Here is a 15,434-nt window from a genome sequence, read left to right as displayed (position 1 = left end):
TTGTGCAAATAGTTGTTCAGATTGTTCTTGTTCTTGCCGTCATCATCGTGTCGTTGGCGCTCATGCGCGGCGGATCGAATGCGCGGCATTTGGCCATTCGACGCATCATGTTGGTGCTGTTTGCCTGTGTTGCAGCATTGTCGATCTTCTTCCCGGGCTTGTTGTCGCAGCTGGCGCGTTTCTTTGGTATCGGTCGTGGCACTGACCTGGTCTTGTACGGGCTGATCGTCAGTTTCCTGGTATTCATGGCGACGACGTACCAGCGCTTCCGTCACATGGAAACCACCGCGACCAAGCTGTCACGCCGGATTGCCCTAGATGAGGTCAACCGGACGGACTCTCCCCAGGCCTTCGCCCTGGCGATTGAATCCGGAAATGGTGTCCAGATCCCAGAACAGGGTAAAGCTACCAAGGAATGAACAAGACCTTCCGCGACTACGGTCTCGATATGCTGCGGATAATTAGCATCTGCGGTGTTGTGGCCATTCACGTTTTTGGTCTCCGTGTTGGATCCGAGGCTAAAGAAGGCCGCGGTTGGTGGGCTGCCGTTGCCATCGATATTGGTTTTATTTGGGTCGTCCCGGTTTTCGTTATGATCTCAGGCGCCCTTCTTCTCGGATCACGGCAAGCCATTTCCGCACCCATGAATTTCTATGGCAAGAGGGCCTCTCGTCTGGTGCCGGCCCTCATTATATGGAACGCCGTGTACTTGATTGGTGTACGGATCTGGATGCGGCATGAGGAACTCTCCGGGGCTCGAGTATTGCAGCTGATCTATGACGGTTCCGTTTTCACACAGCTCTATTTCCTGTGGCTGATCGTGGGGCTCTATGCCATTACGCCAATCCTGGCGACCTTCTTTGCTGAGGCTTCACAACGACGCGTCCTGGTCACTGCTGGCGTGTTTCTTGCTGCAACCGTGCTGGCCTACATGGCGCCGGGAATCCTTGGCTACTTTGAGGTCTCCCGGCCGATCTCGACGAATATTTTCACCTATTGGATTCCCTTTGTCGGGTATTTCGTTGCCGGATATGCCCTGCGCAGTGTTCGGCTGAGGGGAATAGCTCTCATCGCGGTGTCCATCGTGACGGCCGCTCTTATAGTCTTTACTATTTGGCACTTTGGGCATCGGGGTGTTTTCCCCTGGGCCGATAGATTGTTCTCGATTTCTTATTTGGGGGCGGGAGTCGCGGCGATGGCGATAGGAGTCTTCGTCGTCGGGCTTTCAGTCTCTAAGTTCATCAAAGTCCCGGACCGGGCGGGGACTGTTCTGGTCTCCTTATCAAATGCATCATTTGGCGTATTTTTAGTGCATCTGGTGATCTTCGAGACCATCAGACTCAATGTGCCCGCGGTCCTCGCCGCTGACTCGTTCCCAGCCATTGCCGTGGCCTACATCGTGACGTTGCTGGGCAGCTTCCTCGTGTCCTTGATTGCTCTGAAGGTGCCACTTCTACGTCGTGTTTTTTAGGCGGTAGGGCGGGTTCACTTGTCAATGAGCGCCAGCTGATCGGCGATAATGGAAGCATGACTGAACTTCCCTCTTTGCTTATCCTTACTTTTTCGCCCATTCGGTCCGATCCGCGTGTGCTCAAGCAGGTTGAATTGTTCAAGGATAAATACCGAATTGCCACCTGCGCCTATGGTGCCGCACCTGATGGCGTCGACGAGCACTATGCTTTGCCAGACGACTCTCGGGGTTGGCCATCGGACAAGGTCGGGCTGATCAGTCGTCAATACCAAAAAGTTTATGACGGCCTGCCTGCCGTGCAGTCGGCGAGGGCCATCCTGCCCAAGGGCAAATTCGACATCATTTTGGCCAACGATCTGAACACCTTGCCGCTGGCGCTTGAACTCAATGCGAAATCGGGTGTGCACTCTGATCTGCACGAGTTTGCCCCGAGGGAAAAAGAAGACAACCTGAAGTGGCGTTTGTTCATTGCGCCCTTCATGAGGTGGCTGTGCAAGCGTTACCTAGCCTCCGCCGCTTCCGTGACATCAGTGTCGCAGGGGATTGCCGATGAGTATTTCAAAGACTACGGAACGCCCACAGGCGTGGTGACCAACGCGGCACCCTACGCTGAAGGCACGGTCAAGCCCGTCGGTGATACAGTACGACTGATCCACAGCGCCGCCGGACAGCGGTACCGCAAGCTGGAGAACTTCATTGAAGCCATGAAGGATGTCCCGGAGTGGTTGACCCTGGACATGATCGTCATGCCGAATGAACCTGACTATGTCGCCGAGCTGAAAGCACAAGCGGCCTCGGTTCCCTCGATCAAGTTCCGGGATCCGGTGCCGTACAAGGAGCTGGTCGCTACCTTGAGTGAATACGACGTCTCGGTGGTGTTCCTGCCACCCACGAACTTTAACTTGAAGAATGCCTTGCCGAATAAGTTCTTCGAAGCGGTGCAGGCCCGTATTGCCCTGATCGTAGGTCCTTCCCCGGCCATGGTGGGACTTGTTAAGGAACACGGCCTAGGCGCAATCACGGAAGACTTCTCGGCTGAGTCCTTGCGAAAGACACTTGTGTCGCTAACACCGGAAATCATTTCAGGATGGAAGGAAGCTGCCGACCGCGCGGCTAGGCCACTTTCTGCCGAATCTCAGGTCGTGGTCTGGCAAGAAGCCATCGCACGGATCGCTAACCGCGCCAACTAAGGCACATACTGCGCGAGTTGAGATTGCACGGTGCTGCTGAGTGCTCCAGTGCCGCCGAGGATGATGATTTTCTTGGGTTTGAGGCGTGCGAGTTCGGTGCGTGTGGCGGCTGGTAGTCCAGCTGTCGTGGCGAGTAGGACTGGTGCGCCAAGTTTTCCTGCTGCTGCGGCTCCGGAGAGTGCGTCGGGGTAGTCGATGCCGCTGGCTATGTAGACGGTGCTGATGCCGGTGGCGTAGCTGGCTTTCGATATCGCTGCCGAGGTGGCGTACCTGTCGTCGCCCGCGATGCGGGTGACGGTGCCGGTGTACTGCGCGAGTTGAGATTGCACGGTGCTGCTGAGTGCTCCGGTGCCGCCGAGGATGATGATTTTCTTGGGTTTGAGGCGTGCGAGTTCGGTGCGTGTGGCGGCTGGTAGTCCAGCTGTCGTGGCGAGTAGGACTGGTGCGCCAAGTTTTCCTGCTGCTGCGGCTCCGGAGAGTGCGTCGGGGTAGTCGATGCCGCTGGCTATGTAGACGGTGCTGATGCCGGTGGCGTAGCTGGCTTTCGATATCGCTGCCGAGGTGGCGTACCTGTCGTCGCCCGCGATGCGGGTGACGGTGCCGGTGTACTGCGCGAGTTGAGATTGCACGGTGCTGCTGAGTGCTCCGGTGCCGCCGAGGATGATGATTTTCTTGGGTTTGAGGCGTGCGAGTTCGGTGCGTGTGGCGGCTGGTAGTCCAGCTGTCGTGGCGAGTAGGACTGGTGCGCCAAGTTTTCCTGCTGCTGCGGCTCCGGAGAGTGCGTCGGGGTAGTCGATGCCGCTGGCTATGTAGACGGTGCTGATGCCGGTGGCATAGGTAGCTTTGGAAATCGCTGCCGAGGTGGCATACCGATCAGCCCCTGCGATGCGCGAGACAGGCACGAACGGAACAACCGCCGAGCTTGTGGCAGATGCCGGTGACACCCCAGCCGTATTCTTAGCGACCGCCTTAAAAGAATATGAGATTCCGTTGCTGAGCCCCGTCACGGTACAGCTGCCGGCAGCTGATGTGACTATGCAGCTGGCGCTTCCGGGCGATGACGTGAGGGTAACGCTGGTGGCTGCAGAGCCTTGGGCGTTCTTGGTGACTGTGATAGTTGCCTTGCTGTTGCCAGGAACAGCCTTGGGTGCTGGGGGAGCCAGCGGAGGCTGAATCAGGTTGATGTCTTCGCCACCAGCGATGAGGAATGATCCCCACCCAGATCCAATCGACGTTGCAGAAGCAAAGGCAGAGTTTCCTGGGACGGAAACGTAATTGATGGCACCGGAGACGTTTCTGCGGATGAGTCCTAGCGAACCTGAATAGTTGAAATCGCTGTAGACGGAGATGCTGGTGAAGGCATTCCATCCGGAGCCAATGACTTTGCGGCCCTCATTGATGAAAGCCCCATATCCATTTGAACGAGCCAGTCTCAATGTACCGTCCGGATACTGCGCGAGAAGGTCCTGATTCCCATCTCCGTCAAAGTCCACCATGGTGAGATTGATATTGTTCCAGCCTTGAGTAAGCCGGGTGGAGGTGCCTAAAGAATTTCCCGAGGGGTTACCCCACATAACAATGTCCCCGTTGCTGCCACGCGTGAGGATCTGGGGGTACTTACTGGAATTAATCCAGTATCCAACGACCATGTGATAGCTGGCCCAGCCCGATTCTGCGAGCTGTTGTCCAGCTGCGAATCCTCCTCCTGCTAGTCCCTTGTAGTAGGCAAGTGAACCTGAGGTTCGTTGCGCTAGTAAGTCAAGGACGCCGTCGGAATTCCAATCGATGACGGTGATGGAACGCATGCCCGTCCAGCCTTTGCCGATCTGTTTGCGTGTTCCAAATCCACCCGACCCGGTGCCTGGATACTGCCATAGAACTCCAGTAGAGTCGGCTGCTACAAGATCGGCTGCCGAGGTGATCGAGGGTTGACTTACGGGTGCGGGGGCCGGAGGTGTCACCGTGGGAGCCTCGGCCTTCGCCGCGAATGCTTCGAGACTTGACTGAGTGCCATTCCATGTATTGGAATCGCCCGCAAAAGGGCCTGAATCGCTGTACTGCCATACGCTGTAATTCTTCCAACCACCCGGTGTCCAAGGACTATTGGTTCCATAGGCAGCAATATGCAGAGGCTGGTTAGCGAAAGCCGTGGAATTTCCTGTGCAATCCTGCCACCAGTAATAGTTTGTGTAGATCATGGGGAGCCGGCCCGTCAGTGCCTGAACACGCTTGGAAAAACTACTGATCCAGGAAACCATGGCCGACGCGCTGAGACCGTAGCAATTGGCTCCATATGGATTATTCTCGATGTCTAGCAGTGGCGGCAGAGTCTTTGTGTTCGCACTCCAGCCACCGCCATTCGTGACGAAGTAATTTGCTTGAGTGACGGCGTCGGATTGGTTAGGCAAGGCGAAATGGTAGCCACCACGCAGCATGCCGACCTTGGCGGCGCCCGTTGTATGAGATGAGAAGGACGCGTCCTTGAATGAGGTTCCTTCCGAGACTTTGGCGTAAACGAATCGCGCTCCCAGACGCCATTGTTCGGTCCAATTCACTTGGCTGACTGAGTGTGTAGCACTGTCGGCCTGCCAACCGCTGACATCCATCCCAAGGATGCCGGGCGGGGTCGCGCTAGCCAAGGGATTGGCCGCCGAGGCAGACAGCGGAGACGCAGCCTGCGTACCCCGTAGAAGCTGTTCCTCGCTGGGAATCTCTTTGGCCAGGCCAATGCCCATATAGGCCCCAAAGGTAGCAACGTCGGCCGGACTTTCGACACTGACGGCTGGCTCGGGAGCTGCTGAACTTTGTTCGACGTCGGCTGGCAAAGTGGTGTCAGCAGTCTCAGGGGAGTCTTCGAGGCCCGGGCTCTGGGTGGCTGTCTCCGGCGAGGTGGTCTCGACTGACATGGCAAGTTCCGTGAATTGCACGGTTGCTTTCGGAGTCTCGGGAGACGTAGGTGCGGCGATGGCCGAGCTGATACCCAGCACGGCTGTCAGGGACAAGGCAAGCAGTCCTGTTCCGGCGACAGCCAGGGCAGTTTGTAGCCGCGCTCTGGTATTGGCATAGGGGGAGAGTGGCCGGACAGTAACCATTGTGAAGAGCTCCGGAGCTTTTGCGTAGGCGGTGGTGCGCATCGGGACAGAGACACGATGGCCAGTGAAAGGGTATTTCACATGCTTCCATTGACAGCTTACAACGGGGTTACAGGAGTGGCCACTGGGGCTAGAGTGCGGCTTTGCACCCAATAGCGGGCCTCAGACGTCATGGCATATATGCTGGGTTGTATGAAGGTTTTGGTTACCGGCGGTGCCGGATACATTGGTTCACATATGGTTCTTTGTCTATTGGAAGCCGGACACGACGTCGTCGTTTTGGATAACTTGGCGAACTCCTCCGCTGAATCACTTCGCAGAGTTGAAGAACTAACAGGCAAGCATCCTGACTTTGTTGAGTTGGATCTCTTGGATGCGACAGGGGTCGATCGGCTCTTTGAAACGAATGGCTTTGACTCCGTGATCCACTTTGCTGGTCTCAAGGCCGTGGGAGAGTCTGTTGCTCAGCCATTGCGCTACTACCAGAACAACATTGTTGGCACGCTGAATCTGCTGGCTTCTATGGACAAGCATGGGGTTCGTACGCTCGTCTTTAGCTCCTCGGCCACCGTGTACGGCGCTAGCGAGGAAGTCCCGCTCATTGAGAAGATGCCGCTGGATGCAACCAACCCCTACGGGCGAACCAAGGAACAGATCGAAGATATTCTGACTGATCTGGGCGCGGCTGATTCCAGTTGGCACATAGCCCTCTTGCGTTACTTCAATCCTGTCGGCGCCCACGAGTCCGGGCGTATCGGTGAAGACCCTACTGGCGTGCCGAACAACCTTCTGCCTTTCGTGGCCCAGGTGGCCGTTGGCCGCCGTGAAAAGGTCATGGTCTTTGGCAATGACTACCCCACGCCGGATGGAACAGGTGTCCGCGACTACATCCACGTCATGGACCTAGCCGCCGGCCATTTGGCTGCCCTGGATTATCTGCCCAGCCACCCGGGCGTCTTCCGCTGGAACTTGGGCTCGGGGGAAGGCTCCTCCGTGTTGGAAGTTATCCAGGCTTTCGGAGATGCCGCAGGTAAGCCTGTGCCCTTCGCATTTGCGCCGCGACGTCCCGGTGATGCTGCCGTGAGTTATGCAGATCCTTCTTCGGCCTTGGCTGATCTGGGCTGGTCGACGCACCGCAACCTCGCTCAGATGTGTGAAGACCACTGGCGCTGGCAGCGCGAAAACCCCAATGGTTACAACGCCTAAAGAGGCTTGTTAGCGTAGTTTCTGCGTGGTAATAATGTAGTCCCGGACACCTGAAATGTCCGGGACTACATTATTTATTTGCGGCTAGTTACTGCTGATGTCAGCAGCCGTCGATCCGGTAAAGCCGTGCCGGACCTTCTTCATCGACAAGTGTCAGACCGGGGTTAGCTTCTAGCTGCTCCGAAGTGGGGAACGGCCTAGTCATCTCATTGATCTGGAGGCTACCAAAGTCCAGTACATAGAAGGCGTTGAGAGTCTTAGCTGCCGAGCAAACCTCGGGGTTCCCGCTCAAGTCGAACAGATTGAAGATCAGCGTGGATTCCAGAGGGGTGGGCTGTGAGCTCGCTGCCGGCAACAGGATATGCCGATCTGCCAAGGCGTATACCAACGAGCCGCCTGCGGCGGGGTTAGCAATCACCGTCGCATCAGCCGGAACGTTTGCATCAACTCGTGAGAGAAGTGAGGCCTCATCAGATGAGAGAAGGGGTGCTTCTTCATTGATGGTGTAGGACTCTTGTGCTGTGGTGACCGCTATCTCCATCGACTTGTTTTGTGCCCAAATCCCGATTCCTATGACCGCCACAATACCGATGGCACAGCAGGTCTGCCAGCGGCGCGGGGCGTCAAGGGGCGTCGCTTTGGCTGCGGCGGCAAGGTGGTCAAAGAGCCAGACGGCTCCAAATACTGATACGAGGATTCCCGCCATTGGCAAGAGCGCGGCCAAGCGGAAGCTGTCGTTGTAAAATACGCCGGTGACGAAGGAACGCCCGTCTCCAACCTCAAAGGCCGAGACGACGACGAAGAAGTACACTCCGGTAGCCAATACGCCGAGAACCCAAAGGTGCGTTCGACTGCGAACCACGGCGTAGATGCCAAGCATCGTCATGCAGATGATGGTCCAAGACTCCGGACGGCCCAAGGGGGCATTAGCAACTGCCTCACCGAGTGCTTGAGCGATGGACTGCGTGGGCGGCCAGAACGAAGCAAGCTCAGTCGGGCGAATAGCTTCCCAAACGTTCAGCAGGACGGTGGTGTATACGGCTGCTCCGACCACCGAGACGATGAACCAAACAAGGGACAGCTTCTTGGCAAGGAGGGCACGCAGCTGTGCAAACAGCCAGAACGCAATGAGTGGAAGCGCAAAGGCGCCCAGCAGCATAACGGCATTGGGATGGCTCAGGGCTAAGCCTGGAGTCATGAGTACGAGAAGGATGAGTGCACGCATTGTCCCTGGATGATCCTTGTGAGAAAAACGAAGGACATCGGTTACGAGTCCCACGGCCACAGGCAACAAGACTAAAGCTAGGAAGTTTGGATAGAGGACACCGAAATCAAGCAACAAGTACGGGAAGGAAGCGAACGCGCCAGCGAGGACACCGGTGAGGATATAGACAGCTGGACGGCTGCCTAACGCACGAGTGACGAGATACATGGCCGAGATGGTCCAGACCAAGGCGCCAAGAATGATGTTGGTGGCGTTAACGCTGACGGGAATGGAGGATCCGCTCACCTGGGAGACGAGAGCTACCAGATCATGCCATGCACCAGGATAAAAGGCGCTGCGTCCCGAACCTGTGAGGTCTCCAAGGTAGAGAGAGGAACCATTGCCCGAGTCTAAAATGTATCGGACGGCATTTAGATGGAAGACGTTGTCATAGGTTTGGGAAATATTCTCAGGGGCAATGAACATCGAGGCTAGACGCAACCCGATTGTCACTGCCGCAACGATGAGCCCAACGATCAAGCCAAAGATTGTGGACTTGGGGGAAATAACCCACAAAGGTTGCCGCTTTTCGCCGCGACGAATTTCTACGACATAGCGAACACCCCACAACACCACGGAGATTCCCAAGGTCAGAGCGACCACGACGATGGGAGACCACCGTACATGAGCCAAGTTCGCCACGATGGCACCGGCGCCAATGAGTGTCAGGCTAAGCGGTGCTGAAACTGCCAGCCATGCAATGCCCCGTGCACCCAAGGTTCTAGCTAAGACCGCTCCTGGTATGAAAATCAGTGCCGTGGCAGCCAGAAGGGTCGGAACAGTGTCAAGCCAATTCATGAATAATGGATGCTCTCCTACGGGGCACAAGCCCATTGATGCCGCGCGATAGAATGCAGGCTCCTGTGATTCTAGCAACTCAGGCATGTCAGTCTGGCGAGCGTGTTACTTAGCTCACTATGAAGCAGCTTAGGCCTGGTAAGTGGAAGGTTGCTGTGAATCACTATCAGCTTGGCGTCGTAAAATCACGATGGCTATTTCTGTCCCCGTTATTGGGCACAAACTATCTTGAGGTGTGAAATTCGAATGACCCTTGTCGCTGAGGAAAAACCGAGTGTCTGGTACCGACTCTCTGGCAGGTCAAGCTTCCAAACGTCGTTGCCAAGAAGGAAGGAACAGCGCAAGTTTCTCCCAGAGGTGCAGGGTCTGAGAGCCATAGCGGTACTCATGGTTGTTTCATACCATGTATGGTTCGGTCGAATTTCAGGTGGCGTGGATGTCTTCCTGCTGATCTCCGCCTTCCTTCTTACCGGTCAGTTTGTTCGCAAATTGGAGAATGGAAGGGCCCTAGAACTTCTCAAATACTGGGGCCACCTCTTCAAGAGGTTACTGCCAATGATTGCCGTAACCCTTCTAGGAGTTTTACTGGCTAGCTATCTCTTCATGCCGGAGACTAACTGGACAGGAATACTTCGTGAGACTTGGTCTTCTCTGCTCTACTACCAGAACTGGTTTTTGGCCTCCGAAGCCGTCGACTACTACGCCACTGATCACAGTGTCGCGAGCCCTCTGCAGCATTTCTGGTCTCTCTCCATTCAGGGACAAATATTCATCTTGTGGCCTGTAGTATTTGCTGTTGCAGGCGGAGTTGCACGAAAATTCCGCTTGAGAATTCGGCCGTTGCTGATCTACATCTTTGGTGCGATTTTCGTTGTATCGTTGGCCTTTTCCATCGTGACGACTAATTCCCAGCAGGCGTTTGCATATTTTGACACCAGAACGAGGCTCTGGGAATTTGCCTTGGGATCACTTCTAGCTCTGGTGCTGCCCTACTTGGACGTCAAGCGATCAATACGAATGGCCATGGGATGGGTCGGTATTGTCGCGATGCTTTCTTGCGGGCTCATCCTGCAGGTTGGACAAAAGTTCCCTGGCCATATGGCTCTCTGGCCGACTCTGGCTGCGGCTCTGATTATCATTGCGGGGTTTACGAACAGCAGCATGGGTGTTGATCGTTTCTTGAGCTGGAAACCGCTGGTCAAATTGGGGGATAGTTCATACGCGTTGTACCTTATGCATTGGCCCGTTTTAGTGTTCTTCCTTATCGTTTCGGGGCGCGAAAATGCAGGACTTATCGGTGGAACGGCAATCATCCTTGTGTCGTTGGCGGCAGCAATTCTCGCCACTCGCTTCATTGACACACCGCTGCGTCGAAACCAATGGATTGAAAAGAAGAGTCGGCGTTCTCTTCTGACGATAGCGATTTGCATCGCGTTAGTTGCGACTCCATTGGGTGTCTGGCAGCTGCATATTCATCGTCAAGAGGCGGCCGTGCAAGCCAAGGAGCAGGCAAATCAGGCCGAAGTGCTAAGGAACTACCCCGGAGCACTTTCCCTGCATGAGGGTTTCGTTGATGAGGCAGATCCAGATCTACCTCTGAAACCCGCATTGACCGCACTCAATAAACAATGGGTGAGTCTAGGAACGGCCTGCGAGGGAGCGTTCTTACCTGATTCGTCGGTGCTGCAGAAAGCCTGCGGTCAGACGAAAGCTTCGTCAAATGCCAGCAAGACGATTGTCATCTTGGGAGATTCCCATGCTGAGCAATTCTCAGGTGCATTGATACCTGTCGCCAAAAACAACGATTGGCAGCTAGTTTCGCTTCTCTTGGGAGGGTGTGATTTTGGTAGTGAGGAAAGTAACTCGGGGCGGGGCGCTGACTGTCAAGAGTTCAATAAGGCTGCGATGAGCTATGTACTACAGCTCAAACCTGATGCAGTGTTCACGGTCGCCACAGATGCAATCGCTAATTCTTCGGAAGAGCGCTTGGTTCCCGGATACGAAGACACCGTGAAGTCTTTGGTGCAGGCAGGTATCGAGGTCATCGGGCTGAGAGACAACCCGCGGTTTACTGAAAACAAAGCTAGTTGTGTGGCGAGGCTAGGAGCCGTGGGCTGTGAATTCCAACAATCAGACAACCTTGCATCAAGTAATCCGGCAGAACCCTTGAACCAAATCAAGGGAGCTCACATGATCGATCTCACCGATCAATACTGTCTAGAAGGAACATGCAAGGCCGTCGCTGGAAATATCCTCGTCTACTTGGATGATAATCACCTCACGTGGGACTACACCCGGACGATGTCGTCAGCCCTCGGAGAAAGAATTGCGACAGCCACAACATGGAAAATGAAATAACGCGGAGCCGCGAGGCTAAGCCGGCCCAGTCTCGCTGCGGTCATTAGCTTTACTTGAATCGAATTGTGCGGAGGGGCGTTGATGGCCGCGCGGGTTGCTGCTCCTGCGGAACACATTGCACTGGTCATGGCGCCTTGCATCGTTGCGTTGATGATGCCGTTCATCTGAGCAGCGAGGGTCGATCCCTGCTGTTCGGCAAGCTGTGCGCTGGTAGTGTCGCGAAGGAACTGCTCGTGTTGGTTGGTTAAGGTGCCTATTGGTGGCGTCCTGCATCATCGACGCGAGGTGGTCATGAATGATCTGCCAACAGGCTCTGACATCTTCAGAGTTGCGGAACTTCTGAGGGAACCAGCCAGCGTATTCAATTTGGAATTCTTGGCGAGTCTGGCTCAGCTGATAGTCCAACAGGGCGATTCCTGACGCTACGAGTGCTCCAATTTTGGTAGCGTCATCCTGGTTGTACATCTTGCATTGACTATTCATGGCGGGAACCCGAGAGTTCCGCACGACCACGATGATCCCGGCCGCGATCAATGCGACAGGAAACAGCAACAGAAACAGAGTCGTATCTTCAACGGGAGCTTCTCCCGTGCAGTTGTTGCTCCACGCGGCCATGACCGACGTCGTGACGACCCCAGCAACGGTGGTCAATGACACGGTTGAGACAAGCACTCACAGCCAATACATTCCGGTACGCCATTTGGATTTATACGCCGCGTAGAGATGTGCATGCTGCCGGTAGATGTTATCTTTCTGCTATTGGATGTCATCAAATCTGCGGAACAACTGGTAGAGGCGATTTAAATGATGTTCGAGTTCGGCTCTCGCGGCTGTGCTCATCAGGTGTTTCCTTCGTCATCTGCGGGCAGTTCGCAACTATCGACCGCTTATTAAGGCCGCCCGATAAGCACCTTAAATTGAGCCCAGTCCCACGATTACGAGGAAACTTTGCGCAACAGGTTACTTTAAGGCCTTTCCTCAGCCAGAGAATATGACGTCGTCAAAGTGGGTTGAGCGGGGACTAAGTATTATCCACAGCAGACATTTGCCACTAGCGAGACCGCAATCTCAGGACTAGGCTCCTGTTCACAGGGTTGAAGACACCGCAAAGGGGCGGACGTGGTCTGAGTGGATGCGCTGGCATTAGTTGAGGATGAAGTTCGGGAACTTATCCGCCGCAAGGGTCTTGACCCGCTGCGGCAGGGGTCGGACGTTCGCGCCTTAATTGATGCAGCCGTCAACGACTACGGAGAACGCTCGCTACTCGGAGCGGTCCCAGCGTTCGCTCAGGGCGACGACGTCAAACGGGCCGTGTATAACGCCGTCGCAGGTTTTGGTGCCTTGCAACCACTCCTCGACGATCCAGACATCGAAGAGATTTGGCTCAACGCCCCAGATCAGGTCTTTGTCGCCCGGCACGGCGAGTCGGAGCTGACCGGGATTATTTTCAGTCAACAGCAAGTGCGTGACCTTGTCGAAAGAATGCTCAAGAGCTCCGGTCGGCGGTTGGACCTGAGCAGTCCTTTTGTTGATGCGGCGCTCCCCGATGGCAGCCGTCTCCACGTGGTGATCCCGGACATCACCAAGAGTCACTGGGCCGTGAATGTCAGAAAGTTTACGGCTCGCGCCAGCAGGCTCGACCATCTCGTAGAGCTTGGCTCACTCACACCTCAAGCCGCTCGATTTCTTGGTGCTGCCGTCAGCAGCGGTCTGAACATTCTGGTATCCGGAGCCACCCAAGCCGGCAAAACCACAATGCTCAATTGTCTTGCAGCAGGGATTGGATCACGCGAGCGGGTGGTGACCGTGGAGGAGATCTTCGAACTCAAACTGCCGCTCCGCGACGTGGTAGGCCTGCAATGTCGCCAGCCCAACCTCGAAGGCATGGGCGAGATTCCGCTCAGACGCCTCGTCAAGGAAGCCCTCCGCATGCGCCCGGACCGACTCATCGTCGGAGAAGTACGTGAAGCGGAGAGCCTGGACATGCTCATCGCCCTAAATAGCGGGATGCCCGGAATGGCTTCCGTGCACGCGAATTCGGCACATGACGCCGTCGTAAAAATCTGCACATTGCCACTTCTCGCGGGCGAAAATATCACCGCTACGGGATATGTCAACTCACAGCATGCTGGTAGAATTATGAAATGTCCCCCTCCGCAGTTACCGCAGCCATCTATTGCCGAATCTCAAAGGACCGCGCTGGTGGTGGTCTCGGCGTCGCTAGGCAGGAACAAGACTGCCGTGAAATTGCTGCATCGCTGGGCTGGGACATCTCCCGCGTGTATGTGGACAATGACATCAGCGCCTACTCTGGCAAACCTCGCCCGAGCTACCGGGAACTACTCGAGGCAATGCGGGCCGGTCACGTTCAGGCTGTCATTGCGTGGCACACCGACAGGCTTCACAGGTCGCCGCTAGAACTTGAGGAATATATTGATATTTCCGAAAAGGGCGGCATCACAACTCAGACAGTCAAGGCCGGAGAGTTGGATCTCAGCACGCCGTCAGGCCGCGCCGTGGCTCGCACTCTAGGAGCGTGGGCCCGCTATGAGTCCGAACATAAATCAGAGCGTGGCAAGCGCAAGCAACTACAACTCGCCACCGCTGGAAAGTTCACGGGTGGCCCCATTCCCTACGGCTGGGAAATGGTTGGTAAGGTGCCCGTCATTGTGGAGGGTGACGCCGTAGAGATCCGCAAAGCAGTGAACAGCATCATTGCGGGCGCAAGTATTGGATCCATTGTGCGGGATCTCAACGCCCGAGGCGTCCTCACCCGACGCGGCCAAGTCTGGACCTCTACGTCTGTGCGCAACCTGGTCATGCGGCCAACAAATGCCGGCCTCTCCAGCTATCACGGGGAAATTCTAGGCGCATCCGTGTTTCCTCCTATCGTGTCAGAGGATCAATGGCGCACCGCCTCAGCCATCGTGAAAGATCCTTCCCGCCGATCGGCGTTCGATTCCAAAGTGAAACACCTACTCGCCGGAATGCTGCGCTGCGGTACGTGTGGCGGCGCCATGAAGACATCGTCACGCATGCAGGGCACGAGCAGCCGCACTACAAGCCACTACTACAAGTGCATTACGCGTGGCGATGGCCACTCATTCCAGACAGCGGCGCCCGTTGAAGATCTTGTCTCAAAGGTCACCGTCGCTCACCTTGAAAATCAACAGAGTCAAGGGAAGATGAGCTTTCCCGACGATGAGGCCAAGCTTGCCAAGTTGCGAACCGAAGCCCTCACTCTCCGCGGGCGCCTGGACGAATCAGCGAACAGTTTCGCGGACGGAATTATCACCGCGAAGCAACTTGAAACCATCACTACGCGAGTACGTGAACAGCTGGATAAGACCACCGCCAGCATGTCAGCTCTAGGGCACGGGAGTCCCCTTCCGCCGCCGAACGTAGCCAACATTAGAGACTGGTGGGCAGCGGTCGGGATAGAGCGCCAGAGGGCAATTATCGACTCCATCATGGCTATCTATGTTGACCCGATACGCAAGAGTGCACCCCGCACCTTTGACCCCGAACGAATCAGAATTGAATGGAAAACGGCATGAAGACGAATGACTCTAGTTTCTTCCATTGGGCCCAGTCAGTGCATGGGCGGCGTGACGAGATGGACCAGCTGCTGACTAACCCCGTAGTTTGTGCGATTATTGCGAATTCCTCGACTGCAAAAGGACGGCTGCGGACTCCTGCACTCCGACTAATGTGCGGTAAGCATTGGTCCGGTGTCACTGTTTCATTGAGGATTGAAAGCGGAAGAGTTGCTTTCGACTACGCGGTAAAGGCCGGCGCTATTGGCAAGGATCACTTACAGAAACGCTCCATCAAAGGCTACGAGTCTGTTCCCATGATCCGCGTTATGTGCATGGAATGCGGCCGTGAGCAATCAAGGCAGCCGGAGTGGATGGTGAAGGAGTCTGTGCAGAAACTGGCAGACCTGCAGTCCGCAAAATCGACGCGTCCCGAACTGGTATTCTATACTTAGACAACATGTGTTAGTGTCTTAGTTACAGGCAGCGGAATCCTTTAGTACCGCACATGCAGGGCCA

The 15,434-nt window shown here is 55.6% G+C and carries 9 protein-coding genes and 1 pseudogene; 8 read left to right on the top strand and 2 right to left on the bottom strand.

Going from position 1 to position 15,434, the window contains the following annotated elements; translation table 11 throughout:
• The first annotated feature begins 2 nt into the window (after positions 1-2).
• From CVS30_RS03900 to CVS30_RS03890, 3 genes are read left to right on the top strand one after another with little or no spacing between them, the layout of a single operon-like run.
• The gene (locus tag CVS30_RS03900) at positions 3-419 is read left to right on the top strand and encodes a DUF2304 domain-containing protein (RefSeq protein ID WP_110483986.1); all 417 of its coding nucleotides are present in this window, start codon (positions 3-5) and stop codon (positions 417-419) included.
• Positions 416-1,471 carry an acyltransferase gene (locus CVS30_RS03895; protein WP_110483985.1) on the top strand — a complete coding sequence of 352 codons (1,056 nt, stop codon included), beginning with the start codon at positions 416-418 and terminating at the stop codon, positions 1,469-1,471. Before CVS30_RS03900 ends, CVS30_RS03895 begins: the two co-directional genes overlap by 4 nt.
• Before the next feature lie 56 nt (positions 1,472-1,527).
• The gene (locus CVS30_RS03890; RefSeq protein WP_110483984.1) at positions 1,528-2,661 is read left to right on the top strand and encodes a glycosyltransferase family protein; all 1,134 of its coding nucleotides are present in this window, start codon (positions 1,528-1,530) and stop codon (positions 2,659-2,661) included.
• Here the strand turns inward: CVS30_RS03890 and CVS30_RS03885 are convergent.
• Complete coding sequence (locus CVS30_RS03885; RefSeq protein ID WP_110483983.1) at positions 2,658-5,834, bottom strand: cell wall-binding repeat-containing protein; 3,177 nt, start codon at positions 5,832-5,834, stop codon at positions 2,658-2,660. The two genes, CVS30_RS03890 and CVS30_RS03885, sit on opposite strands and share 4 nt — an antisense overlap.
• A 111-nt stretch (positions 5,835-5,945) precedes the next feature.
• Between CVS30_RS03885 and galE the strand changes: the two genes are divergently transcribed.
• Positions 5,946-6,959 (top strand): UDP-glucose 4-epimerase GalE, encoded by a 1,014-nt coding sequence (gene galE / locus CVS30_RS03880; protein WP_110483982.1) that lies wholly within the window; start codon positions 5,946-5,948, stop codon positions 6,957-6,959.
• A 100-nt stretch (positions 6,960-7,059) separates the two neighbouring features.
• Here galE and CVS30_RS03875 read toward each other — a convergent pair whose 3' ends face one another.
• On the bottom strand, positions 7,060-9,021 hold the full coding sequence (locus CVS30_RS03875) for a DUF6541 family protein (RefSeq protein WP_110483981.1): 1,962 nt from the start codon (positions 9,019-9,021) through the stop codon (positions 7,060-7,062).
• 246 nt (positions 9,022-9,267) lie between these two features.
• Here CVS30_RS03875 and CVS30_RS03870 point away from each other — a divergent pair, with 246 nt between their 5' ends.
• From CVS30_RS03870 to CVS30_RS03845, 4 genes and pseudogenes are all read left to right on the top strand, one after another.
• Positions 9,268-11,379 carry an acyltransferase family protein gene (locus tag CVS30_RS03870; protein WP_110483980.1) on the top strand — a complete coding sequence of 704 codons (2,112 nt, stop codon included), beginning with the start codon at positions 9,268-9,270 and terminating at the stop codon, positions 11,377-11,379.
• A gap of 1,128 nt (positions 11,380-12,507) precedes the next feature.
• Positions 12,508-13,482: pseudogene (locus tag CVS30_RS03855) on the top strand (TadA family conjugal transfer-associated ATPase); the annotation flags it as partial.
• A gap of 41 nt (positions 13,483-13,523) precedes the next feature.
• On the top strand, positions 13,524-14,936 hold the full coding sequence (locus CVS30_RS03850) for a recombinase family protein (RefSeq protein ID WP_110483977.1): 1,413 nt from the start codon (positions 13,524-13,526) through the stop codon (positions 14,934-14,936).
• Complete coding sequence (locus CVS30_RS03845; protein WP_110483976.1) at positions 14,933-15,370, top strand: hypothetical protein; 438 nt, start codon at positions 14,933-14,935, stop codon at positions 15,368-15,370. The genes CVS30_RS03850 and CVS30_RS03845 overlap by 4 nt, the downstream gene beginning before the upstream one ends.
• Positions 15,371-15,434 lie beyond the last annotated feature (64 nt).

It is taken from the genome of Arthrobacter psychrolactophilus, assembly GCF_003219795.1.
GTDB classification, from domain to species: Bacteria; Actinomycetota; Actinomycetes; order Actinomycetales; family Micrococcaceae; genus Specibacter; species Specibacter psychrolactophilus.
The sequence above is the reverse complement of the archived record's forward strand: the minus strand, read 5'-3'. Positions and strand labels throughout refer to the sequence as shown.